Source organism: Gelidibacter maritimus (genome assembly GCF_014062315.1).
GTDB lineage: Bacteria > Bacteroidota > Bacteroidia > Flavobacteriales > Flavobacteriaceae > Gelidibacter > Gelidibacter maritimus.
In genome coordinates this window covers 340,349-366,594 of record NZ_JACGLT010000004.1, presented here as the reverse complement: position 1 = coordinate 366,594, position 26,246 = coordinate 340,349, and the positions used below count along the sequence as shown (strand labels likewise).

Genomic DNA, 26,246 nt, shown 5'->3' with positions numbered 1-26,246 from the left:
TCATTTTTTTATTACATCATTTTTATTAGGTTTGGTTTTCGTGAATTAAAAAAAATTGTAGATTTGCGTTAGACCAATTATAAAAAATAAACACACAAACTATGCTAACAGTAATTCTTGCTATTGTAATTGTTATCCTTCTCACGATTGGAATCGTTTGGTTGATAGACAAATTTGTACCACAAAACTTTAAGCCAATTCTACACATTTTACTTTGGGGAATTATTGCTTTTCTCGGCTATTCTACCTTCATGTCTGTTTATGGAGAGATTCAATTTAATGAACTTAAGGAGAAACGCTATCATGTAGTTATTGAAAAACTAAAAGACATTAGAGATGCAGAATTAGCGTACAAACAAGTTAACGGGAAGTTTACGGATAACTTTGATAATCTGGTAAAATTTATTGATACTGCTAAATTTACAATTACTCAACGTAGAGATTCAACCATTGTAGATGAGGAAATGACCAGACGATTTGGTGGTGTGACAATGACAAGAGATATTGTGATTATTGATACTTTGGATTTTGTATCGGTAAAGGATTCTTTATTTGGTGCAGATACGAGATATAAGACCATGATGAATGTACCGGTTGGAAAACCTGGTGCAAAGTTCGACTTGAAAGCCGGATTATTGGATAATATTCCTGTGTTTGAAGCTAGCGTGGACAAAGCTATCATTCTTGATGGCGAAGACAAGAATCTAATTGCAAAGGAAAAACAAGTGGTTTCTGTAGATGGCGTTAACGGACCAAAACTTATGGTAGGTTCTATGGATGAAGTCAAAACCATTGGAAACTGGCCTAAAAACTATTCAACTGATTAGTACATTGGAATTAAATAACCTTAGAAAGCTGTCCATTCAAATTAGTTTGAGTGGACTTTCTTTTTGTATCTTTAACAGTCGTGATTCTGAAGTTGAATTTTTAAAGCGAATTGAATTTAAAAGCAAATTGACGCCAGAGGCAGTACTGGAAGAATTGCAAGCAGTCATTACTAATGAACCTTTGCTTTCTCAACCTTTCGATACGGTGTTGGTACTTTTTCAGAACGAACTTTCTAATCTGGTACCTGCAGCATTTTTTGAAGAACAAAATGCGGCAGATTATCTGAAATTTAGTTCAAAAATTATTAAGACCGACTTTATATCATACGATAAAATAGAGGCCATTGATAGCATTAATGTATTTGTTCCCTATATCAATATCAATAATTATTTATTTGAAACCTATGGCGAATTTGAATACAAACACGCTTCCTCCATCTTTTTAGAGCAAATTTTAAAAGAGATTAAAGTAGATGCTAACGAAGACCATATATATATCAACGTAGCACCCTATCACTTCGAAATGGTAGCGATAAAGGCAGGAAAACTTCAATTATACAATACCTTTGAATATTTCACAAAAGAAGATTTTATCTATTTTGTACTCTTCGCTATTGAACAATTAAAGTTGAACACGGAAACTGTTATTGTCAAACTGACTGGCCGTATCACCAAAGGAGATGAATTGTACCAATTGCTTTATACCTACATCAGATACGTCGAATTTGATGAGCCTTCAAAACCCTATACCTTTGAGGACGCTAATCAGATCCAATCAAAACATGAGCACACACTTATTTTAAATAGTTTCAACTAATGCGAATTATCTCAGGTCAATTTAAAGGAAGACGCATCATGCCACCGAAAAAGTTACCGGTACGTCCTACGACGGATATGGCAAAAGAGGCCATTTTCAACATTTTGAATAACCTCTATTATTTTGATGAGATTTCAGTATTGGACTTATTTGCCGGAACTGGAAGCATCAGCTTTGAGTTTGCTTCTAGAGGCACAGAGAACATCACCTCAGTGGATGAAAATTTTGGCTGTATCAAATTCATAAACAATACAGCAGATGAATTTCAAATGCCCATTAGAACAGTCAAAAGTGATGTGTTTAAATTCTTGGAGACTACAAAGCTTAAATCAGATGTTATTTTTGTAGATCCACCTTACGCTTACAGTTTGGATGAGTTTTCCAAAATACCTGAATTGGTATTTCAAAATGATCTTTTAGATGATGAAGGTCTTTTGATAGTAGAGCATGCCGAACAGATGGACCTTTCTCACCTGCCATATTTTAGTTACTTCAAAAAATACGGCAGTAGTTTGTTCAGTTTTTTTGAGAAAATTGAATAGAAAACAACGCTCCGCTTTTAAGTTTGAGTATAGATTCCCCGCCCGAAAGCAGGATTAGTTCAACCAACATAATCCAATGCGTCTTTGACTTTTAGAAAATGGCTTTCACTAAATAAACAAAGCTCCTTGAATACACAAGGAGCCTGTTTTAAATAAGTAAATCTGTAAGCCGAATTCTGTCCATTTTCAGTTTGAAATGAATTCCAAAAAGAAAAGTACCTTATCATTTATCTGAATGCACTGTTACCAGTACACTTTAGCTGTCTACCCTCCAACAATCGAGCGTGCCGCCCTTTCCCGATCCCGATTGGGACTGGACGTTGGTATACATGACATTGCACCACATAGAGTTTACCTGGTTTCACTACAGCTTAACCTGTACATACTTTCTGTTGCACTTTTCCTGATCTCACGACCGATGGCCATTAACCATTATGTTGCACTACGGTGTTCGGACTTTCCTCCAAATCCTCGCGAAAGCGGGGATCTCATAAATGAATCTTTCAACTCAAAATATGAGACGTTCAATCAAGTTGAACATTTAGCGATAAGGCGATTTACTTAATTGCAAAGTTAATGTAAAGTTTTAAATGCTTAACATTTAAACACCTAAAGTTGTAACTACTTAGGGTGCCCAAAGTTGCTTAACTACTCAAAATTTTTGGGTGTTAACAGCTTAGAGTACTTTTTTAGACATCATAAATCTCAACTCCTAACGCTTTTGTTAATAACTAATATTAAAATCATAGGATGTCATTCCTTTATTAGAACCGAATTTTTAACTTTGTTAATTCAAGTTTTGCATCATGATAACGCACAACTGAATTCAGTATAAACAATGGAACATTTTGTAGTATCGGCGCGTAAGTACAGACCACAGACCTTTAAGGATGTTGTGGGCCAGCAGGCTATTACCAATACGTTGATGAATGCCATTGAGAATCATCATTTAGCACAAGCGTTATTGTTTACAGGACCACGTGGGGTTGGTAAAACAACCTGCGCACGTATATTAGCTAAAATGATCAATAGTGATGGCACTGAGAAAGAAGACGAAGATTTTGCCTTCAATATTTTTGAGCTTGATGCCGCCTCCAATAACTCGGTGGACGATATCAGGAATTTAACAGACCAAGTTAGAATTCCACCACAAGTTGGAAAATATAAAGTGTATATTATTGATGAGGTCCACATGTTATCTCAAGCCGCTTTTAATGCGTTTTTAAAAACCTTGGAAGAGCCGCCAAAACACTGTGTTTTCATTTTGGCGACGACTGAAAAGCATAAAATTATCCCAACGATCTTATCGCGTTGCCAAATCTTCGATTTTAAACGTATCACGGTTAAAGATGCAAAGGACTATTTGAAATATATTGCCGAGGAACAAGGTATTGATGCTGAAGATGACGCACTCCACATCATTGCCCAGAAAGCCGATGGTGCTATGCGGGATGCGCTTTCAATATTCGATCGGGTGGTCAGTTTTTCTGGTAAAAACCTGACAAGGCAGGCCGTAACCGAGAACTTAAATGTTCTTGATTACGAAACCTACTTTACCAGTACCGACCTAATTTTAGAAAATAAAATTCCCGAGCTACTTATTTTATTTAATGATACCTTAGCCAAAGGTTTTGACGGACATCATTATATTGCAGGCTTAGCGTCGCATTTTAGGGATTTAATGGTCTGTAAGAATGAACAGACCGTAGAACTCCTTGAAGTTGGCGAAGACACTAAGATAAAATACATGGAACAATGTAGGAAAGCCTCCTATGAATTCTTGATGAAAGGTATCGAGCTTGCCAATGACTGTGATCTCAAATTTAAAAGCAGTAAAAATCAGCGTCTTCTCGTTGAACTCACGTTAATGCAGCTTGCCTCTATCACTTTTGATGGAGAAAAAAAAAATAGCAGTCACTACATAATTCCAGCTTCTTATTTCAAATCGAAAGGCATTACTCCTATTCCTGTAACGCTTCCAAAACATGAATCTCCAGCCAGAAACAAGGCTGCCGAACCTTCACCAACCGATACGGAAACAGGCACTACGAAGAAATCAAATCCAGCGGCCCAACAGGTGATTCCGAAAATTGATTTGAAACCTGATCCAAAACGTACTTCGGGACTTTCATTAAAAAGTATTAAGGCCAAAAAAGAGCATCTCATCAAACAAATGGAGGTGGTCATTGATCCTAACGATTTACCAAAAGAGGATTTTACCCCTGAAGCTTTCCATGAAGCATGGACGGATTATATAGCAGCTTTAAATCAGAAAGGAGAAAAAATCATGGTGTCCATTCTGGAAATGAGCAAACCAAGATTAGATGGCACAAAAATACATGTTGAATTTCCCAATGAATCCCTCAAGATAGAATTGGAGCGTGCACAGTTTCCGTTGATGGAACATCTCAGAAAGGCTGTTCGGAACTTTGATCTCACCTTATATGTTGATGTCAATGAGGAAGTCGCTAAAAAATATGCCTTTACTCCACTTGAGAAGTATGAGAAACTGAAAGAGAAAAATCCAAATCTTGAACTTTTGAGAAAAACCTTTGGACTTGATGTATAGGCGCAAAGTTACGTTTTTAATATGAAAAATTCCTTTATCATACTAATCCTAATTTCAGTCCTATGCTTCAACTGTGATAAACGACAAACCAAAAAAGAAGCATTGGAACAATCTATTTCAGAATTCAATCAAAAGCATAGAGTTTTAGAAACGGTCAAATATCATCCTGAAGCTCATGTGGAAATAGTGACCGACACACTTATTGCAAATACAACGAATGTCCACATTAAAAACTACTCTTTAAGTGATAATCAAATTTTAATCCTTAGTTCTACGAACTCCAACCTAGGGGAAGTTAATTATCATCGTGTTTTTGAATCAGAGGTTGTTATTTCCAAAGCATCTAAAGACATTTTCAGAACGCACATTTCTGCAATGCAATTTAAAGGCAATTCAACTGATCAATTCTGGAACAATGCCACCTTGCAACATGTCTGGCTAAATCAAGAACTTTCTACAGTTGATGATATCAAACTGGAAATGTCTTTTATCAACCCAAGAAATATGGCATTTAAAATGTATAGAATCTCCATTGACGGTTATGGTCAAAAGTCATTTAAATTGATTGAAGAACGTGGGTAGAGATAAATTTTCTGTTCGACATAAATAGCAGGGAAGAAAGAAAAGGATGTCGTGAAAATTATCGTTATGTTAGCGGCAGAAATTAGGAAATCAAATTGTTATTTAGATATATAATAAAAGGAGGTTAACCTTTTAAATTAAAAATTATGCTCGGATTAAAATTACCTACAGATCCACGTTGGGTCAATATTGTTGAAAAAAACATAGAAGACATCTTAACAGATCATGCCTATTGCGAACAAAAAGCGACCAGTACGGCCATATCACTCATTGTAAGTTTCCCTGAATATACGGAGTTAGTACAGGAAATGGTAGCTTTGGTTAAAGAGGAAATCAGCCATTTTAAAATGGTGCACGACAAAATACTAGAAAACGGTTGGACCCTGGGTAGAGATCGAAAAGACGATTATGTAGTGCAATTACTCAAGTTCTTCCCGAAAGGTGGTAGCAGGACTACGCAATTAGTCCATAGGCTACTCTATGCGGCTCTAATTGAAGCGAGAAGCTGTGAACGCTTCCGATTGCTCTCTGAGGAATTGGAGGATAAGGAGCTGGCAGAATTCTACCGAAAATTGATGGTTAGCGAGGCCAATCATTACACTATGTTTTTAGGTTTTGCCAGACAATATGGCGACCGAAAGGAAGTGGATAAAAAATGGAATGATCTGTTGGATTATGAAGCAGAAATCATGAAAAATTTAAGTAAGAGCGAAACAATTCACGGGTAATCTCTTATACATCAAATTTTAAGTCTTAAATAGGCTTAGAATGCATAAAGCTCCACAATGATGGAGCTTTTTTGGTCTCAGAATAAGTTAAAACTATGTACTTTAGTGCGTCTCGCTTTAGCTTCTAAAAATTTTGACCCCTCCCGCTAACTATCGGGATCACGAACCTGCCGGCCGATAGGTTTTCATAGATTCATTAGCTCCCTGAAAAAAGAGGCTTAATTTATTAGCATAAATTTCACGAACCTGATTGGCGTCAGGCAGGTGTAAGAGACTTTCAATCTGTTTTAGAAACCTATAGCACTTTAGTCCATGTGTGATTTAGCTATTTATGTTTTGAGCAATTTTAAAGTCTGTAGGTGAAGCCAAACTGCATCACACCTTGAGTTGCTTTAATGTTAAGCTCATCATCAAACACGTTTGAAATTCCGTACAAATAACGGAAATCAATTCCAAACTCCTCAGTAATCATATATTCAGCAAGACCTACACCTGAGAATACAAGGTTCTTAAATCCGTCACGGTGCTTATGGATTTTAAGCCCCACTTGAGGGCCAACACCAACCTTGAATCCTCCAAAAATATTGTAGTTCAATATCACCGGAAGGTTGAGGTAATCAGTTTTATAATGCTGTAAATTAGCACCTTCTGGCGAATACTGTAGCTCAGTCATAACAGCAAGCGTTTCGGTCAATCCAAAATCAACAAAGGCACCAAAAACAAATCCGTTTCGATGTGGATTGGTCCTGATCCCATCCACTTCATAATCCATATTAGAGACATTGGTGGCAAAGTGAACCCCATAACTGATGTCTTGAGAAAATGACAAAGTCGTCATACTTGCGATAAGCAATAGTGTAAATAGTTTTTTCATAATTCATGATTTGAGGCTGTGAATATATATTGAATATTATTATTCTAATGAAATATTAGATATGTAACAATAAAAAGAAGATAAACGGCTAATCTATACCAAGTTTACACTTGAGACCGTTCCAAAATAAACACTTTTTACAATCCCGTCAGAAAGCCCAATTTTCGGTACGTAAATATACTTGGCATTACTCCATTTCATGGCTGAAAGGTAAATTCGTGTAGCAGGAATAATTACATCGGCTCTATCTTGATTAAGGTCCAACTCTGTAATACGTTCTTCATAACTATAGGTTTGGAGCATGTTGTAGTAAGAGGTTAAATAGAAATAAGTTAATGGCTTACCTGCAGCCCTTCCTGAAATTTTGAAAATTTTATTAATGTTTCCACCGGAACCCAACAGTTCAATTTTCTCATAATCTTTAGTACTTTCTTTGATCCACGCCTCCAATTCCAACCAGACCTCTTTTTGAACGATATCATTCAATAATCTTACTGTTCCAATTTTAAATGATTTTGAAGCTGCTGTTTCCCCTTTATGAATCACAGAAAACTCAGTGCTACCACCACCGACATCCACATACAGATAAGTTTTTGTCCGGTCTATAAATTGGTTTAAATCTGTAGCGGCAATAATGGATGCTTCCTCTTCACCATCAATAACATCAATCTTTATTTTGGTTTGTTTTTTAATCAATTTCACAATGTCACTTCCGTTTTCAGCTTCACGCATTGCAGAGGTGGCGCAAGCTTTATAGGCAACTACCCTATGCGATCTCATGAGTAATTTAAAAGCGTTCATGGTATCTACCATACGCAATTCATTTTCTTTAGAAATTTTTTGATTTAAAAAAACGTCTGCTCCTAAACGTATTGGTACACGTACCAAGGAGCTCTTTCTAAATAGAGTTGGTTTACCTTTTTGTTCAATTATGTTTGAAATAAGCAAGCGTACCGCATTGGAACCAATATCAATAGCCGCATATTTTTTAATGTTCAGCATAGTTTAATCTTGTAGTTTATTGACGTAGTAGTTATAGATCTCAAATTGCGATCTTACTTTGGGTAAGTGGTTATGTCTATATTTGTTTTCATGCGTGCCACACAATAGGCGCGCCTTAACATTGTCGTTCCAGGCAATTTCAAAAACATCCAATAGCTCATTTTTAATGTCTTGATCATAAATAGGACAGGTGACTTCCACCCTATTTTCAATATTTCTTGACATCCAATCTGCCGAAGAAATAAAGATCTTGGGGTCATCGTTGTTACAAAATACCAATAACCTTGTATGCTCCAAAAACTTATCAATGATGCTGATCACTTCTATATTTTCACTCATTCCCTTGATGCCAGGAACCAAACAACAAATGCCCCTTACAATCATTTGGATTTTTACTCCCGCTCTACTGGCTTCGTAAAGCTTATCAACCATCATGTAACTTGAAAGACTATTGAGCTTCAATTTCATATAAGCTGGTTTGCCGTTTTTGACGTTTTCAATTTCAGCATCAATCAGCTTAAACAATTTTGTTTTGGTATAATGTGGAGATACGATAATATGTTTATATCTAAAAATTTTATAATTGATTTCAAAAAAATCAAAAACTTTGACCACGTCTTTTAAAATTCGTTGGTCGGAGGTAAATAAAGTGTAATCCGTATAAAGTTTAGCTGTAGATTCATTGAAATTACCCGTACTTAAAAACCCGTATCGTTTGATTTTATTATTTTCTTCTCGCTCAATGACACACATTTTACTATGGACCTTAAGTCCTTTAACACCAAACAGGAGATTGATACCATCCGTCTGCATTTGTTCAGCATAATCAATATTGGCCTGTTCATCAAAACGCGCCTGGAGCTCTATGGCTACGGTAACTTTTTTACCGTTTTTTGCAGCATTGATCAACGAACTTGCCACATGCGATATTTGCGCCAAACGATAAATGGTAATTTTTATGTTCTTTACTTTAGGATCCAAGGCGGCTTCTCTTAAAAACTTCACAACATAAGTAAAGGTCTGATACGGTGTATGCAGCAAATAATCCTTTTTTGCAATATTATTAAAGATACTCGTCTCTAAACTCAATCCTTTAATTGGCAATGGGGTTATTTTCTCATATAATAAATCGGTTCTTCCCAAACTCGGAAAATCCATATAATCACGCCTATTATGGTAACGCCCACCAGGAATAATACTGTCTTTAGAGTCAATACCCATTATGTTCATAAGCAGTTTCAAAGTCTCCTCATCAATGGTTTTATCATACACAAATCTAACCGGCTCTCCTAATTGTCGATGCTTGACACTATCAGAAATCTTTTCTATAAAACTCTTACTCAGGTCACTTTCAAAATCCAATTCGCCATCGCGAGTTATTTTAATCATGTGGGCCGAAACCGATTCATATTTAAAAATATTAAAAATATCATTCAGACAATAGCGTAATAAATCATCTATCATAATGATGTAATTATCACGTCCCTTTTTTGGTAAAACAACAAACCGATCTAATGTTTTAGGAATCTCAATAAGAGCAAATTGCTTTTTTTTGTTGCTAAACACCATTTTAACGGCAAGATACGCTGCACTGTCTTTTAATGTGGGCAGTTTCACCAGATCGCTCAAAATGATGATAACCAAGGCAGGGCTCACATGCTGAAGAAAATATTTTTTTATAAAACGGTGCTGAGAATCGTCAATTTGTGTTTCATTGACAATATGAATGTTTTGATCTTCCAACCGTTTGTGGATGGTTGCTAAAATTTCAAGGCTATCACTTTGTTGCTTGATTACAATTTGTGTGATAATTTCCAACAACTCGCCTGCTGAAATACCTCCAAGCTCACTTTTACCAGTTTTTCCTGCTTCATCGATTCGTTTTACAGTGGCATATCTCACTTTAAAGAACTCATCTAAATTGTTTGAAAAAATGCCCAAAAACCGAAGACGCTCAATAAGCGGAACAGTTTCATCTTCTGCTTCCTGCAGAACCCGTTCGTTAAACTGTAACCAGCTCAACTCTCTATTGATGTATGTATTGGAATTTATATCTTTTACCATTAAAGTGCGGACTGGTTTTAATCTATCACAAATATATTCTATTTAAAACTTAAAACGAAAGTCACTATATAAGATATAGCGATTAGTTTTTTCAGAAATCGATCCGAAATCTATAGAAACGGAACTGACTTTGTCTCAAAAGTAAGATCATTTATTTAAAATCTTTTGGTTTTAAGTACAATTTGGTCTCTCCTTGTCCTATATCTTGCCAATGATTCACGTTAAAGTCAATCATGACCAAACCAGATGTTGGTAAATTATCAATGTCTAAATCGCCAAAACTATTAACCAGCGAGGTAAACGCATGATTATGGCCAAATATCACGACTTTCTGCAAACCTTCGTTTAACGATTTTAAAAAACGTCGAACCTGATTACCTCCAAAATCGTAGATTTTATGGTCTATGGTTAACAAATCTTTCGAAAAATTCAAGTTTTCCATGAATATACTACAGGTCGTAATGGCTCTATTTGCTGGACTGGAATAAATAGCATCAGGGCTAAAACCATAAGATTTAAACGCTTTCGAAACCAGATTAGCATCAGTAAAACCTCGCTTGCTTAAAGGCCTGTTTAAGTCACTGACATCGTGGTCCCAAGAGGATTTTGCATGTCTTATCAGTACAATTGTCTTCATATTTTGTTCGATTAAGTGCATCTTTTATCGATAAAGTGTTGCGTATGTCCTTGTTATCGATTATTTTCGTCTCTTCAACATTTATTTTTGTTTTAACTAATTCTTATCTGTTGCTTTGTTCTAATAATTAATGTAAATGACCCCAAATCACAGACATGTTAATGAATCCATTCCTGCATTGTTATGCAATGCTTCTTCCCTCAACATATTTAAGCACATTCATTTTCGGCATATCCATTTATATCAAGGGGTAGCTTAAAATAAAAACATATTACCTGGCAGCCAGTAAAAAAGGCGACCATGGTCATAAAACAATTAGATAAATTAAACTATTTAGGACTATGAACTCCAAATTTAACACAAAGTTTTTAAGTATGATAATACTTATTGGACTTTTCTCTGGTACTGTTTTTTCACAGGAAAATGTCATTCACAATTTGTCTGATCGTGATCTGACAGTTACTCAGGGTGCTAGCATTCACAAAAGAAGTTCTAATGATACCTCCGAATTTCCATATGATTTGCTGTACAATTTAAATTCTACCGTTTTTGTAAAAAACAATGGAATTTTAAATGTTGAAGGCGTTGGCGCTCCAGTAGTCTTAAAATTCCTGGATACCCAATCGTTCAATTTTGTTTCAAAAAGAAACGCGCTTTATAATAAAATTGAACTCATCACCATAAACTTGACTTCTGAAAACGATTTGAGAAACACTTTTGACGTGGCTGCCATAAGAGGGTTTAGCCATTTGAAATATATTTATTTAAAATGTGAATTTCCTATTTCCGAAAACCAGATTAGGTCATTCCTTAAGAATGCTGATCCCGAGATCATATTCTTTTACAGTTCTTATAAACGTTCATAATACCTACTGACTTCTTTAAAAGTTATCACTATGAAAAAATTATACTCAGCAAAAACAAATAACCTAAAATCAATACTACAGCTCGTATTGGTTATGGTTGTCGCCTTGTCTACCTCACTTCATACCTATGCTCAGGTCAGGGTAGACTTCACTCCAAGGTCTTCAGTATTTACGCCCGACAAAACCATTTATAATATAAAGGGTGACTTTACTATGTTGGGAAATACCAATTTGACTTTGGTTAACTATGACAATAACGGGAACAACAGTTCCGCTATGAAATATGTCGATATTGACAATGATCCCAACACGTTCAATTCGTCCGCAGCAACGTTAACTTTCTCAGATGAGTTTGGAGCAAACCCAGATTGTTCCAACATTGTTTACGCAGGACTGTATTGGACCGGAAGATCAAGAGCCGACAACACGTTTTCGGTTACTAAGGATGTCAGTACCGGCAATAGCATTACACAACAAGTTACTTCTAGCGAGGTCATATATGATGGCGATGCCATTCCAAATACAAATTATTTCTTAACAAGAAGTGTCTCCGGTTCGGTTACCACATTTAGGTTTACCTCTTCTGGAAGTGGCGACACTGTTGAGTTCTTTTATAACACGAGCTTTAGCGCCGCCAATAGATATCTAAAAGTATCAGTAAATGGTGGTGCTCAAACCGATGTCCCAACGAGCAGCTTGAGTAATTTTAATGCCTATTTGGATGTACCTTATACTGTTTTTTCAAATTCTGACTACACCTTAAACCTTAACCGTTTACGATTACTTGGTTCAAATAGAGCTTATGTTGATGTTACATTTAACGAAACAATTCCAGAAGTTGTTCAGGTTTCTAAAACTTTCGATAAAAGAAAAATTTCCATTAAAGGCCCTAATGCAACGTCTTACACACAGTTAACTGCAAATGCGGACGATATTTATTATCCTTCAGGAATCGATGGTGATATGTATTCAGCTTATGTTGACGTTACTGATTATGTAAGAAACAATGGAAAAGATGGTCTTTATCATGTAGCAGATATAGCTCTTGTTGAAGGAGAAGGAGGTTCTACCGGTTATTACGGTGGTTGGGGAATGGTTGTAGTTTACGAGAATTCACAAATGAAATGGAAAGACATCACCGTTTTTGACGGTCATGCCTATGTAGAAGGTAGCACTACAGTTAACCACACCTTGGATGTTTCAGGATTTAATTCTGCACAAAATGGTCCAGTCAATTTGAAGTTGGGGGTTATGGCCGGTGAAGGAGATCGCAATATTTCTGGCGATTACTTCATGATTCAAAGACAGAGTGATAATGCTTTTGAGCCTCTAAGTCATAACGGAAACAGTATTACTAACTTTTTTAATTCCTCCATACAAACTGGGGGCACGAGAAATCCCTCACTACTAAATAACACAGGATTGGACATTAGTATGTTTGACTTAGATAATAGCAACAACGCCATTATTGACAACAATCAGACCTCTACACGATTTGAATATGGTACAACTCAAGACACCTATATTATATTCAATATTACTTTCTCGGTAGATGCTTATATTCCTGAATCGGAAGGATTGTTATCTATACAAAACATTGCAGGAAACACGGTAAACGCACCTTATGTTGCTCTTCCTGGAGATGAAATAGAGTATGGCTTGGAAATCAGAAATAAAGGTACAGAAGCTATTAAAGACGCAAAATTGGTACTTCCAATTCCGTTTACGTCTGAATTTGTTCCAGGTAGTATCACGTTTAATGAATATGACAATTTGTTTAATGCTACCGCGCCATATTTTGATCCTAGTGAGGGTGCAACGGGTTCCATTGTTTGGGATATTGCGTATTTACCTTTAGATACGGATTTAACAAAATTACTGGCTGATATTCGCTTTAGACTTAAAACAACTGAAGACTGCTCCATTTTAATCAATAATGACTGTGCTCCTAAAATTGTAATTTTAGGTGGCTATATTGCCGGTACCGGTGACACATCTAACGTTGAATATTCCTTACCTTTGATACAAGGATATCAGGAAGATGGGGTTTGTGAAGGAGAACCAAACACGGATCCAATTCAAGTAGATATTAATTCCGAACAGTATATCATTGATAACTGTACAGGCGTGTCTATTGAAAGAGAATTTTTATACTGTAATTTTGATTCCAACGGTATTCCTGTTTCAGAAATTCAAGCACAATTCCCTCAAGGTTCATTATTTTATGACTCCTACCCTGTTACAGATGGCTCCATTCAGTATGATGCTTCAAATCCATTTCCAGCTACTATAGGTAAAGTAACATATTATGCAGTACCTCCTGGAAGCGCAACTTGTAGTTATATTTTTACGATTGAAGTTACAGATATAACATCATCACCATCTGTTTCTGATGTAGATTACTGTTTGGATGAAACCGCAGATCCTTTAACGGCTCAAGCTTCAGATCCTAATTATACCTTGTTCTATTATGCCGACAACAATCCAACTACGGTAGGACAAAGCACATTGGTTCCAGATACAAGTGTGGCTGGAGAGTTTACCTATTATGTAGCAGAAGGAACTTCGGCCGATTGTGTGAATACGACGCGAACACCAATTACCGTTACGGTTTATGAAGGTCCGACCATTACTCTTGAAGAGCAAACAAATAACACATGTGCTAACAGCAATAGCGGTAGTATTGATATCAGCATCAGCGGTGGCTCAGGAAATTATACTTTTGATTGGGAATACAACGGGTTACAAGATCCTGACACGGATACCGAAGCCTTGACCAATCTAGCCGACGGTACTTATACTGTAATCGTTACAGACGCGGATACGGATTGTACCGCAACTGCCTCCTTTATAATTATTACAGAAAACACAGATGCTATTGAAATTACTGCACCTGAAGCAATTACCGTTAGTGGATGTACTACTGACGACATTACCAATGGTGATTTGACTTCATTAGCTTACAGTGAATCTTTGGTAACAATAGGTACTGCTGAGTTTTTAACTGAAGGTGGAACTTTTAGTGGTGACAGTATCACTAATGTCACTTATATTGATAGTTCTACAGGTGAATGTCCAATCATCGTAACCAGAACATTTTCTGTTACTGACGCTTGTGACCAAACAGCATCAAGCACCCAGATTATTACCATAGAAAATGATGTCCCTCCAACACTTGTGATACCTCAAGATGAAATTGTTGAATGTGGTGACTTGACTGATCCTTCTGCTACCGGAACTGCAATTGTATCTGATTCTTGCGGAAATGTTGAGATCACTTTCAGTGATGTCATTACGCCTGGCGCTTGTGAAGGTGAGTATGCTATTAATAGAACATGGACCGCAACGGACACTTGTGGAAATGTTGCTACTGCCGTACAAACCATCAGCGTTCAAGACACAATTGCACCAGTTTTTGCAGCACTGCCTGCGGATTCTACAATTGAATGTTCAGTAACACCTGAGTTTGCTCAAGCTGTTGCTACAGATGCTTGTGATTCTGACCTTACTTTAACTTTTGAGGATATTACAACTCCTGGCACTTGTGAAGGTGAGTTTGCCATCACAAGAACATGGACCGCAACGGACGCCTGTGGAAATAGCGCAACTGCATCACAAACTATCAATATGGTTGATACTGTTGCTCCTATTCTTTCCGTGCCGGTAGATGCTACGGTGGAATGCTCTGAATCTACCGATCCTTCAGCCACTGGAGATGCAACCGCAACAGATGCTTGTGGCGCTGCAACTATTACATATACAGATTCATTTGAAGAAGGCTGTGGCAATACCCAAGTTATAACCAGAACTTGGACGGCTACAGATGATTGTGGCAACACCACATCAGATACACAAACCATTAATGTGGTTGATACCACACCGCCTGTGTTAACAATACCGGCTGACGTAACTTTAGAGTGTAGTGGTCTTTCAAGATTGATTGGTGAAGCTACAGCAACGGATACCTGTGGAACGACAGTGGTTACTTTTGAAGATAATGTCGTGGAAGGGTGTGGTCTTACGCAAGTAATATCAAGAACTTGGACCGCTACAGATGAATGTGGTAATTCAGTTTCTGAAGTCCAAACAATTTCAATTGTTGACACCACCGCTCCAACAATAACACTTCCAGAAGATATAGTTGTTGAATGTTCTGAACCTACTGATCCATCGGCTACAGGATACGCAACTGGTGAAGATATGTGTGGTTCAGTACAAGTAACATTTGATGATGTTGTTGCTCCTGGAGCTTGTGATGGTGAGTATTCTATTTCAAGAACTTGGACTGTAACAGATGAGTGTGGAAACACGACTACGGATACCCAAACTATTTTTGTGGTTGACAATACCGCACCAGTTATTGAGAACCCGGCCACAGATATTATTGTTGAATGCGATGGCACCGGAAACAGTAACAATATTGAAGCTTGGTTAAACTCAAATGGTGGTGCCACTGCTTCTGATTCGTGCTCAACTAATTTGACTTGGTCAAATAACTATAATGGCGCAACGTCAGATTGTTCTGCGCCAATTGAAGTCATCTTTACCGTTTCTGACGGCTGTGGTAACTCCACATCAACTACTGCAACTTATGCGATACAAGATGTAGTTGCGCCAGTAATAACACCTGCCACAAATTTAACGGTGGAATGTGATGGTCAAGGCAATATGACAGATCTTGAAAACTGGTTAAATGGAAATGCGGGTGCTACTGCATCTGATAATTGCTCTATAGTGACTTGGTCAAATGATTTTAATGGTCTTTCTGACGATTGTGGTGCAACAGGCTCGGCAACCGTAACATTTACGGCTACCGATAGTTGTGGAAACGAATCAAGCACTACGGCTATTTTCACTATTGCTGATACCATAGCTCCAGTTATTGATACTTTACCAGCTGAGACTACAATTGATTGTTCAGTTGCGGTTGAGTTTGCTCAAGCTACTGCCTCAGACGCATGTAGTGGTGACGACATAACCTTCACTTTTGAAGATGTTACTACTGCTGGTACTTGTGAAGGAGCTTACTCTATTACCAGAACTTGGACCGCTACCGATGCTTGTGGAAATGCTTCTACTGCATCACAAACTATCAACGTTCAGGATATTACCGCTCCGGTTATTGCTGCATTGCCAGCTGAAACTACGATTGACTGCTCAGTAACACCTGAGTTTTCTCAAGCTGTTGCATCAGACGCTTGTGGTTCAGATGTAACTCTAACCTTCAACGATGTGACCACACCGGGCACTTGCGAAGGTGAATATTCTATTACGAGAACTTGGACAGCTACTGATACTTGTGGAAATGCTTCTACGGCATCACAAACCATCAACGTTAAGGATATAACAGCTCCAGTATTTGCCGAGTTACCTGCCGAAACGACGGTTGACTGCTCAGTTACACCTGAATTTGCTCAAGCTACTGCAACAGATGCTTGTAGTACTGAGGTAACATTAACCTTTGAAGATGTGAGCACTCCTGGAACTTGTGAAGGTGATTATTCTATTACAAGAACTTGGACGGCTACGGATGCCTGTGGCAATGTTTCAAACGCATCACAGACAATCCACGTCAAGGATATCACAGCGCCAAATTTGGTGAACGAATACGAGTCGGAAATATCCATTACGTGTGATAACATTCCTCCAGTTCCAGAATTGGTGTTTGAAGATGCTTGTTCGGATGACATTCAGGTTAATTTTAACGAAACATCAACTGCTTCTGAAGATAGCTTACAATATGTTATAACAAGAACTTGGACAGTTTCAGACCTCTGCAACAATGAGGCCGTTTACACACAAACCATTAATGTTGATAACACAGTTAACATCATTGTGGCCACCGGGACTGAGCTATGTAACGGCGATGACTTGAACTTTAATCTTTTTGATTTGTTGAGTGGCTCTTATGATACAAATGGTACCTGGAGTGTAGTTACAGGTACAGCAAGCTTAGATGGTAGCATATTCAATCCGTATGGATTGGAGTTAGGCACATACACTTTTATGTACGCTACAGATGATGAGTATTGTCCAACAGAAACGCTTGTTGATATTACATTGAATGACGATTGTGTGGTACTGCCATGTGGTGCTGATGATGTTATCATTTCAAAAGCAGTAACAACCTACGCCGACGGTAAGAATGATTTCTTTGCCATCACAGGTGTAGAAGGCTGTAACTTTACAGTAGAAGTTCAAATATTCAACCGTTGGGGTGCCATGGTCTATGAGTCCAATGATTATCAAAATGATTGGAACGGGACATCATCCAAAGCGTCTATCGGTAGTTCTAACTATGTACCAACCGGAACTTATTACTATGTCGTTAATCTAAAAAATAGTGGATTAAAACCTTTCGCAGGCCCAATCTACGTTGCAACCAAATAAATTTTAACCTATGAAATTTGTAAAGTTTAATATTATCGTTTTCATACTGTTCACAAGCTGGGTGGGCGTTGCACAGCAATTACCACAGTTTACGCAGTATATGTACAATACCATTTCTATTAATCCGGCTTATGCGGGCAGTAGAGAAACATTGAGTATTGTCGGATTGCACAGAAGCCAATGGGTCGGACTCGAAGGAGCGCCAACTACGCAAACGCTATCCATCCACACACCACTCCGCAATGAAAAGATCGGATTGGGTCTATCATTTATAAATGATGAATTGGGATATCAAAACTTCCAATACCTCTATGCCGATTTTTCATATACTATTCAAACAGGTCAAAATACAAAATTGGCATTTGGACTGAAAGCTGGCTTTACAGGATTTAGTTTAGATTCAGATTTCAGAGCTGCCGAATTTGATGACCCAGTCATCTATGGTTATGAAAATCGATGGAAACCCAATATTGGTGCCGGTGCATATTGGCACTCTGAAAGATGGTACTTAGGACTTTCTGCGCCAAGACTCTTGAATACAGACTATACTGGAGAGCAGGAATATGAAGCCTTAGAACGACTAAGTTATTATTTCACGGGGGGTTACGTATTTGACCTGAGTGAAACCACCAAATTTAAACCAGCTTTTTTATTGAAAGCAACCAACGGTGCACCACTATCTTTAGATCTCACTGCAAATTTCCTATTCAACGATGTGTTCTGGATTGGTGGATCGTATAGAATGAACGAAAACACCTCTGCATTAGGAGGTATTGCAGACTTTCAAGTGTCTAAACAATTACGTATTGGATACGCCTATGAATATCCCTTTTCTGACTTAAGACCTTACACTAGTGGAACGCATGAAATCTTGCTAATGTTTGAAATCTTTAAAAGTAAACGTATTAAATCGCCTCGATACTTCTAAAACCTATGACTATGAAAACAAAATTATTTATACTCTTTTTTGCGCTTAGCAGCACGTTCATGGTTGCTCAAAGAAAATTGGCAGATAAGTTTTTCAAAAACTTTGCCTATGTTAAAGCAACTGAACTTTATGAAGAAGCGGTAAAGAAAGGTGATAGCAGTGAACACGTATTAACCCGCCTTGGCGATTGTTATTATAACAACTCCAGATCAAAAGAAGCAGCGCTTTGGTATGGCAAGGCAGTTAATAAATATGACAAGGTCAATCCTGAGTATATTTTTAAGTACATTCAAAGTTTAAGAAGTATTAAAAATTACGAGGAAGCTGACAAATGGTTGGTCAAATTTAAGGACATACAAGGTAATGATAGCCGGGTAAAAGACTTTGATGCCAACAACCTCGATCTTTATCAGGATTTAGCATCTACAGAAGATGTTATTGTAAAAACACAAAACTTGCCATTCAACACAGAGTTCTCTGATTTTGGTGCCTATGTAGCCGGTGATAAGCTCTACTTTGCCTCTGCAAGAAATACGGATGTAAGCAAAAGATACGGTTGGAATGCCGAACCCTTTTTGGATATTTATTATGTAACAATTTCAGAAGGTGAAGACGGCAATAAAGAATACTCGAGTGCGGATTTTATTAACTCCTCTAAAATTAACAGCCCTTATCACCAAGCTTCTGTGGCTATTACCAATGACGGTCAAACCATGTATTTTACAAGAGACAACGTTAACAAAAGAAATAGATTGGGATATGACAGGAAAGGAACGTCACACTTAAAATTATACAAAGCCACATTAGAAGATGGTGTTTGGAAGAATATTGTTGAATTGCCTTTTAATAATGATTATTACTCCAATGGTCATCCAGCCTTAAGTCCAGATAATACAAAATTATATTTCGTATCGGATCGTGACGGTGGTTTTGGACAAACGGATATTTACGTTGTTAATATTTTGGAAGATGGTGAATATAGCGAACCAAGAAATTTAGGACCAAAAGTAAATACCGAAGGTCGTGAGATGTTCCCTTTTGTTAATAAAGATAACACACTTTTCTTTTCTTCTGATGGGTATTTAAACTTAGGATTATTAGATATTTATAAATCGGATATTCTAAAGAAAGATAATGCTGAACCTGAAAACCTTGGAGCTCCTTATAATAGTGGGTATGACGATTTCGCATTCTTTATGAATGATGACTATAAAACAGGGTATTTTTCTTCCAACCGACCAGGTGGAAAAGGAGGAGATGATATTTACGGCTTTAGTACCGCAACTTGTAAACAGATAATTGAGGGTATTGCCAGAAATATAAAGACTAATGAAGTTCTTCCAAATGTTGAAGTCAAACTGATCAACTCAACTGGTAAAATTATTGCTACGGTCATGACTTCCGAAACTGGTGCTTTTAAGTTAGATGCTGATTGTGACAAGACCTATACTGTTCTTGGCAGCAAAAAAGATTATAAAGATGGTCGAAAAGATGTGACTACAAGCTTGGAAGATGGTAAAGTCAATAATGCCGATCTCTACTTGACCCCATTAATTGATGACAACCAAATTGTAATCAATCCTATCTTCTTCGACTTTGACAAGTGGAATATCAGAACAGATGCTGAATATGAACTGGAGCATATTGTTGATGTGATGAGAGAACATCCAAACATGGTCATCAAAATTGAGTCTCATACAGATAGTAGAGGAAGTGACCGATATAATATGAAATTATCGGATAGAAGAGCCAAATCCACAAGAGATTATATTTTATCTCGTGGTATTGCACCAGAACGCATTGAGAGCGCTATCGGCTTTGGCGAAACACAATTGCTCAACAGATGTTCTAACGGGGTTAAATGTAGCGCCGAAGAGCACCAGTTAAACAGAAGATCATATTTCTATATATTAGAAAAATAATAGCTTCTAAGATTTTTTAAAAAGGCAGACCTTGAGTCTGCTTTTTTTATGTTGATTTGTCAGAGTCGGACATTGTGTGCCAATATTAATACACCCTTACCAAAGCATATAAACATTTACTGCTTGAATGGACCGACGCTTATCCTCTATGCATTTATGAAATAAAGGGTGTATTAAAACATTCTAAAGCGGACTATTTAATATTCAAAATAATTTTAGTTGTTCAGGAATTATAACTGCGGACGCGCAGCCAGAAAAAGCTTCAAATTAACGCGACATTTGAGTGTTTTGTTGTTAGATACTGTTGATAATGGACGATTGACAATGCCATTTTCTTGCCTCATGGAGACTGTTAGAACTTTTATTAAAGTAGGCATGCCACTTTACAAAGCTAATTGGCAAGGTTGACAGCCGAAGGTCATGCAGCCCAGCCAATCAAATCAAATCAAAATCGCTATGCATCATATTCCATATTAGTGATTAAGTACTTACCTTTATAATGGGGATCAACATAGAGCAATAAAATTAGAAGGTATTATTACAGCTTACCCTTATTTTCAACAAAAAAACCGCTCATATAGAGCGGTCCTTTCACAATAACTAACATTCTTAAAAACTCAATTAATAGACTAACGTTTGATAAATATATTTGTAAAATACCACTTGCCTTCAGAATTCTTCTCTGCAGAAATATCAAAATCGGTGAAATCTCCTTCAATATTTGCTTTATGACCAGGACTTTTTAACCACGCATTAACTACAGATTCAGCAGAACTATAGGCATACGCCACATTTTCCGTTACTTTAGTTGCAGCGGCATTCTCTACCAAACTCAATTTACGTTGGAAGAAATTGTCATGATTAACTTGATTTACAGAAACCATATAATCGGTATGTGTAAATGCAACCGACTTAATTATGCTTAAGTTGTTCAATGGTGCTAAATCCAATCCGATCCGATAATTATTGATCAACTCCAAAATTTCCAATTCAATGACTTTGGGTGCTGGAGCATTTTTTAATTGCACATGATCAATCTTGTCTTCTTGAAATTCATCTGATGAACAAGAGAAGGTAAACATGGCCAGTAAAGCCATCATTGGCAGGTAGGTAGTAAATTTCATAAGTAGGTTAATTCGATTTGGTTCTGCTAATTTAGGAGAGTAATACGAAAAAACTGTTAATGAAATGTTAAAATCGATGAAAAACACTCACTTAATCGGTTTTATATGTAAATCATCGATGAAATGCATGTTTCTGAAAAAAATACCATCTTTACATCGATGAATTTATGCGTTTCATCGGTAAATTTAAAACAATAAGTTTTGGAATTTACTTCATGCCTTAAATTCTTGTATGCTGGTTTTGATTAAAACTGACACGTAGCGTTTCCACTACTGAAGCTTGAAAAACAACCAGGAATCTCGAGTTCAAATCAATCAGAACTGGCAAACACCCCCAAGAGAAATGAGAGGACGGCAACGATCTTATCAATCGAGACAAAAGTCGAGATAATAGAATCCAAAAATGGGAATGAAATGAATGGAATTAAAATACTTATACTTTCAGAATCTCATCTCGGTTACAATAAAGACGTCATTATATCAGGGTGCCAGTCGTTCTATAACCCAATCAAATTCTTTGTTCAGTGTAAATCGTATTCTGTCGTGTAATCTATTTGGACGACCTTGCCAGAATTCAATGGAGACTGGCTTGACAATAAAGCCTCCCCAATGGTCCGGTCTTGGAATTTCCTTACCCTCAAACTCTGCTTCAAGTTGTTGCAGTTCATTCTCGAGCACTTCCCTATTCTTTACAACTTCACTTTGATGAGACACTAAGGCACCTAATTGGCTACCGCGTGGTCTGGATTCAAAATAACCGTCACTCATGTTAGGGGACACTTTCTCTGCACGTCCCTTAATGATTATTTGACGTTCAGCTTTTGGCCAAAAAAATGAAAGGCATACATTTGGATTAGCGATAATGGCTTTGGATTTTTCACTTTGATAGTTGGTGTAGAAAATAAAACCTTCATGGGTATATTTTTTTAGAAGCACTACCCTACTTTTAGGAAATCCATCAAGTCCAATGGTCGATATAGTCATGGCATTAGTCTCTGACTCATCAAAATTAGAATCCACTTCATAAAACCATTTTTGGAAAACTTCCATAGGATTATCACTTAAATTAACTTCTGTTAAAGCTTGCTTTTCATACGATTTTCTATAACTCCCTAAGTCTGCATCCATTATATAATTATTAAAAGTTAAAAGGCTCAATATATTTTTTTACTCATCAAATTCTTATAAATTTAACTATTATTTCACTGAAATGCGATTTGAAGAAAGTAAATATTTTGACCTACTGCCCCACACTAAGATAGAATTCTCATTTGGTAATTATTATTTTTGCAAGAATTTTGTCATCTCTGAACTTCAGGAAGGTGTGCATTTTGATTGGGAGAAAATCTTGGAAGTTATAGGTGCCATGTTGGATTATTATGGTGAAGGTATAGAAATTGCCTATATCTCAAATAGGGTCAATCCTTATTCTATTGAACCACAATTATGGTACAGATTTCATGAAGAGTTTGATTTCATTATTGCCACTGCCACGGTGGCTTATAATGATTTTGGATATATCAACGCTTCCATTGAAAAGCAATTTGCTAACATCAGCCTGAAACGGTGTGATAACTTAAGTGAAGCCTTGAGCTGGGTTAAACATCTTAAAGAGTTTAGTCAAAACTAAACCGCTTGCCATCTTTTGCTAATTCAACCGATTTAAAAATAGTCTGAGCTTCCAATTTAAATGCGTTCAAATCTTCATAACGTGTAGAATAATGCCCTAGAATAAGCGTTTTTACATTCGCTTTCTTTGCAATTAGAGCAGCTTGCTTGGCCGTAGAGTGCTTCGTTTTTGGCGCCAAATGAGCATGCTTTTCCAGAAATGTAGACTCGTGATATAACACATCTACGCCTTCAATTATTGGTACGATATCTTCTTTATAGGCCGTATCACTACAAAAAGCATAACTTTTAGGCGGGTTTGGAGGCAAGGTTACCTTTTTATGATCAATGAGTACGCCGTCATTATTAATTACATCATAGCCTTGTTTCAATTTGCTATAATAAGCCATATCAATATTAGCCTCAATAACGGAAGGCATATGCAAATGACGTTCTCCCACCTTCTCCTTAAATAAAAATCCGTTGGTATAAATACGATGGTCTAATGGAATGGTCCACACCTCTACTCTATCATCCTCAAAAATAAGCTCTGATTTATTGGAAGTCAATTCATGAAAATAAAGCGGATAGTTGGTCCATGAATCAGCTAATTTCATCTGTAAAGTTATGACCTCCTTTAATCCTTTCGGACAATGTATATGCAATTCAGTTTCCCTAGTCAACAATCGGAATGTGGAAATCAACCCGACCAGCCCAAAAAAGTGATCGCCATGCAAATGCGAAATAAAGATGTGCTTGATACGAGCGAACTTGATTTTATTCCGACGTAATTCCACCTGAGTCCCTTCACCACAATCAATTAAAAAATGATGATTTTTAATCTCTAAAACCTGAGCAGTCGGATTAGTATCCCTACGCGGGGTCGCACTGAAGCAACCAAGAATAGTTAATTTCATAGTATAAGTTTTAAGTTTAGGAGTTAACTAGATGGCCAATAGCAGTTTTTAAGGATCTTTAAACTAAGTACATCTCAACTTCAGACTCCTCAACTTATAAACTTAATCTTAAATTCCCAAATCACGCTCCATTTCCTCCATTTCAATCACATCATAGGCTTCTTTAAGTGTAGGTACAACCATTATTTCGTCAGGCTTGTCATCCAAATTTGCTTGTTCAGTAACAATAACGAAAGAATGTTTGGCTCGACGGTGTCTATTGGACAACTCTAAAAACTCAATAATGTCCTGTAAACCAATCTTGTTTAAGACAGATAAATTAATGATGACATTATCATTCTTAAATTTGGGATAGGTTGCCTCAAGTTTTTTAACCAGTTCTATGATGGTACTTTTCTCTTGGGTTATAAGTGTAATATTGTTTTCTTTATCAAAAATCATATAAGTCGATTTAATGTTTAATTTTTGAAGCTAATAAATAAATAACAGCCATCCTAATGGCCACGCCATTTTGAACTTGATCTAATATAATGGCCTGTTTTGAATCTGCTACATCACTAGTAATTTCTACGCCACGATTAATTGGCCCTGGATGCATAATAACAATCTCTTTATCCAGAGAATTAAGTAAGGCACTATTAACCCCGTATTGTTGAGTATATTCCCTTGTCGATGGAAAATAGGTCATATCCATACGCTCATTCTGTACACGGAGCATATTTGCAACGTCACACCATTGAAGCGCTTTTTTCAAATTTGTTTCTACTTTTACGCCAAGTTTATCAATATATTTTGGAAGCAATGTTCTTGGTCCGCAAACCATAACATTTGCTCCTTGTAACTGGAGGGCGAATATATTTGAAAGTGCCACACGGCTATGTAATATATCACCCACAATAACCACATTTTTACCTTTAACGGTATCGAAACGTTCCCTAATGGAATAACTATCCAATAAGGCTTGAGTAGGATGTTCATGTGCGCCATCTCCAGCATTGATGATACTTGCATTAACATGCTGGGACAAGAACACACTGGCACCTGGATTTGGGTGTCGCATAACCACCATATCCACTTTCATGGACAAAATATTGTTGACAGTATCAATTAAAGTTTCCCCTTTCTTTACGGACGATTGTGATGCCGAAAAATTAATAACATCCGCAGAGAGACGCTTTTCAGCCAATTCAAAAGACAGTTTGGTACGGGTTGAGTTCTCAAAAAATAAGTTGGCAATGGTTATATCCCTTAGAGAAGGTACTTTTTTGATGGGCCTATTGATGACCTCCTTAAAGTGATCGGCTGTTTCAAAAATAAGTTGAATATCCTGTGAATTCAGATCCTTAATTCCCAATAAGTGATTGACACTTAATTCGCTCATCGTCGGTTTTATTTATTCTTATTATTTATTATTTATTCCTATTGACTACCATATCCACTCTTAGAATTCAAGATTTAAAGTTTAGAGCTTGAGATTTTAGATTATAACTACACCTTTTACTCAATTTGGCTAAGATTAAACTCGAGCTCACTATAAGTGCCGTCCTCTTTATTGAACCTTAGATAGATCACTGCTTTATTTAAAAAATCAAATTGTAGCAGCATAGGTTGCATCAACTTAAATAATTCCTCGGCATTCCTTCCGTAGGCAAAAAGCCGACCATCAGTATCGTCCATATTGACTTCATGGCCATCATAACTGCCAATTTCTTCGGGGATATTCTCAAACATCATGGCATCTACGCGATGGATTTCATCTAAGCCATCAAAGGCCCCAAAAGAAACAATAACTTCATCTCTGTTTTCTGAGATTTTCTTATCAAGCATAAATAATTCTTCGCTAGTCATA

Annotated in this window: 21 protein-coding genes and 1 other RNA gene; 11 read left to right on the top strand and 11 right to left on the bottom strand. The window is 37.0% G+C overall.

The window, feature by feature from the left end; genetic code table 11:
- The first annotated feature begins 101 nt into the window (after positions 1-101).
- The 3 genes from H3Z82_RS07675 to H3Z82_RS07665 are packed head-to-tail and all read left to right on the top strand — an operon-like array spanning position 102 to position 2,186.
- A complete protein-coding gene (locus H3Z82_RS07675) occupies positions 102-827 on the top strand; it encodes a hypothetical protein (protein ID WP_182204420.1) in 726 nt (241 codons plus the stop codon).
- On the top strand, positions 778-1,644 hold the full coding sequence (locus H3Z82_RS07670) for a DUF3822 family protein (RefSeq protein WP_182204417.1): 867 nt from the start codon (positions 778-780) through the stop codon (positions 1,642-1,644). Before H3Z82_RS07675 ends, H3Z82_RS07670 begins: the two co-directional genes overlap by 50 nt.
- A complete protein-coding gene (locus H3Z82_RS07665; protein ID WP_182204415.1) occupies positions 1,644-2,186 on the top strand; it encodes an RsmD family RNA methyltransferase in 543 nt (180 codons plus the stop codon). Before H3Z82_RS07670 ends, H3Z82_RS07665 begins: the two co-directional genes overlap by 1 nt.
- Positions 2,187-2,335: 149 nt before the next feature.
- Here H3Z82_RS07665 and rnpB read toward each other — a convergent pair.
- Positions 2,336-2,697: RNase P RNA component class A (rnpB, locus tag H3Z82_RS07660), an RNA gene on the bottom strand.
- A gap of 327 nt (positions 2,698-3,024) precedes the next feature.
- Here rnpB and dnaX point away from each other — a divergent pair.
- From dnaX to miaE, 3 genes are all read left to right on the top strand, one after another.
- A complete protein-coding gene (gene dnaX / locus H3Z82_RS07655) occupies positions 3,025-4,755 on the top strand; it encodes a DNA polymerase III subunit gamma/tau (RefSeq protein WP_182204413.1) in 1,731 nt (576 codons plus the stop codon).
- A 21-nt stretch (positions 4,756-4,776) separates the two neighbouring features.
- Entirely contained in the window at positions 4,777-5,337 is a 561-nt protein-coding gene (locus H3Z82_RS07650; RefSeq protein WP_182204411.1) for a hypothetical protein, read from the top strand.
- 146 nt (positions 5,338-5,483) lie between these two features.
- Positions 5,484-6,065, top strand: a complete 582-nt coding sequence (gene miaE / locus H3Z82_RS07645) for a tRNA-(ms[2]io[6]A)-hydroxylase (protein WP_182204408.1) — start codon at positions 5,484-5,486, stop codon at positions 6,063-6,065.
- Between the two features lie 346 nt (positions 6,066-6,411).
- Here the strand turns inward: miaE and H3Z82_RS07640 are convergent, their stop codons facing one another.
- The 4 genes from H3Z82_RS07640 to H3Z82_RS07625 all read right to left on the bottom strand — a co-directional run bounded on the left by H3Z82_RS07640 (position 6,412) and on the right by H3Z82_RS07625 (position 10,642).
- A complete protein-coding gene (locus tag H3Z82_RS07640; protein ID WP_182204406.1) occupies positions 6,412-6,939 on the bottom strand; it encodes an outer membrane beta-barrel protein in 528 nt (175 codons plus the stop codon).
- Positions 6,940-7,032: 93 nt separating this feature from the next.
- Positions 7,033-7,941: a Ppx/GppA phosphatase family protein gene (locus H3Z82_RS07635; protein ID WP_182204404.1), complete on the bottom strand. Its 909-nt coding sequence runs from the start codon at positions 7,939-7,941 to the stop codon at positions 7,033-7,035.
- A 3-nt stretch (positions 7,942-7,944) separates the two neighbouring features.
- Entirely contained in the window at positions 7,945-10,005 is a 2,061-nt protein-coding gene (gene ppk1, locus H3Z82_RS07630; protein WP_182204402.1) for a polyphosphate kinase 1, read from the bottom strand.
- 151 nt (positions 10,006-10,156) lie between these two features.
- A complete protein-coding gene (locus H3Z82_RS07625; protein ID WP_182204399.1) occupies positions 10,157-10,642 on the bottom strand; it encodes a SixA phosphatase family protein in 486 nt (161 codons plus the stop codon).
- A 341-nt stretch (positions 10,643-10,983) separates the two neighbouring features.
- On the opposite strand from H3Z82_RS07625, the gene H3Z82_RS07620 reads away from it, so the two are divergent.
- Genes H3Z82_RS07620 through H3Z82_RS07605 form a run of 4 tightly spaced genes read left to right on the top strand, consistent with a single transcriptional unit; the run spans position 10,984 to position 20,748 of the window.
- A complete protein-coding gene (locus H3Z82_RS07620) occupies positions 10,984-11,508 on the top strand; it encodes a hypothetical protein (protein WP_182204397.1) in 525 nt (174 codons plus the stop codon).
- Between the two features lie 30 nt (positions 11,509-11,538).
- Entirely contained in the window at positions 11,539-17,898 is a 6,360-nt protein-coding gene (locus tag H3Z82_RS07615) for an HYR-like domain-containing protein (RefSeq protein ID WP_182204395.1), read from the top strand.
- 10 nt (positions 17,899-17,908) lie between these two features.
- On the top strand, positions 17,909-18,826 hold the full coding sequence (locus H3Z82_RS07610) for a PorP/SprF family type IX secretion system membrane protein (protein WP_182204393.1): 918 nt from the start codon (positions 17,909-17,911) through the stop codon (positions 18,824-18,826).
- 11 nt (positions 18,827-18,837) lie between these two features.
- Positions 18,838-20,748: an OmpA family protein gene (locus tag H3Z82_RS07605; protein WP_182204391.1), complete on the top strand. Its 1,911-nt coding sequence runs from the start codon at positions 18,838-18,840 to the stop codon at positions 20,746-20,748.
- A 629-nt stretch (positions 20,749-21,377) separates the two neighbouring features.
- Here H3Z82_RS07605 and H3Z82_RS07600 read toward each other — a convergent pair.
- Complete coding sequence (locus tag H3Z82_RS07600; protein WP_182204389.1) at positions 21,378-21,872, bottom strand: CAP domain-containing protein; 495 nt, start codon at positions 21,870-21,872, stop codon at positions 21,378-21,380.
- 480 nt (positions 21,873-22,352) lie between these two features.
- Positions 22,353-23,000, bottom strand: coding sequence for a pyridoxamine 5'-phosphate oxidase (gene pdxH, locus H3Z82_RS07595; protein ID WP_182204387.1), 648 nt, complete (start codon positions 22,998-23,000; stop codon positions 22,353-22,355).
- Positions 23,001-23,082: 82 nt separating this feature from the next.
- Between pdxH and H3Z82_RS07590 the strand changes: the two genes are divergently transcribed.
- A complete protein-coding gene (locus H3Z82_RS07590; RefSeq protein WP_182204384.1) occupies positions 23,083-23,502 on the top strand; it encodes a hypothetical protein in 420 nt (139 codons plus the stop codon).
- On the opposite strand, the gene H3Z82_RS07585 is transcribed toward H3Z82_RS07590, so the two are convergent.
- The 4 genes from H3Z82_RS07585 to H3Z82_RS07570 all read right to left on the bottom strand — a co-directional run bounded on the left by H3Z82_RS07585 (position 23,489) and on the right by H3Z82_RS07570 (position 26,245).
- Complete coding sequence (locus H3Z82_RS07585; RefSeq protein ID WP_182204382.1) at positions 23,489-24,397, bottom strand: ribonuclease Z; 909 nt, start codon at positions 24,395-24,397, stop codon at positions 23,489-23,491. The two genes, H3Z82_RS07590 and H3Z82_RS07585, sit on opposite strands and share 14 nt — an antisense overlap.
- Before the next feature lie 108 nt (positions 24,398-24,505).
- Positions 24,506-24,838, bottom strand: coding sequence for a ribonuclease Z (locus H3Z82_RS07580; RefSeq protein ID WP_182204380.1), 333 nt, complete (start codon positions 24,836-24,838; stop codon positions 24,506-24,508).
- A 10-nt stretch (positions 24,839-24,848) separates the two neighbouring features.
- Positions 24,849-25,778 (bottom strand): aspartate carbamoyltransferase catalytic subunit, encoded by a 930-nt coding sequence (locus tag H3Z82_RS07575; RefSeq protein ID WP_182204378.1) that lies wholly within the window; start codon positions 25,776-25,778, stop codon positions 24,849-24,851.
- Between the two features lie 116 nt (positions 25,779-25,894).
- The gene (locus H3Z82_RS07570; protein WP_182204375.1) at positions 25,895-26,245 is read right to left on the bottom strand and encodes a hypothetical protein; all 351 of its coding nucleotides are present in this window, start codon (positions 26,243-26,245) and stop codon (positions 25,895-25,897) included.
- Position 26,246: the final 1 nt, after the last annotated feature.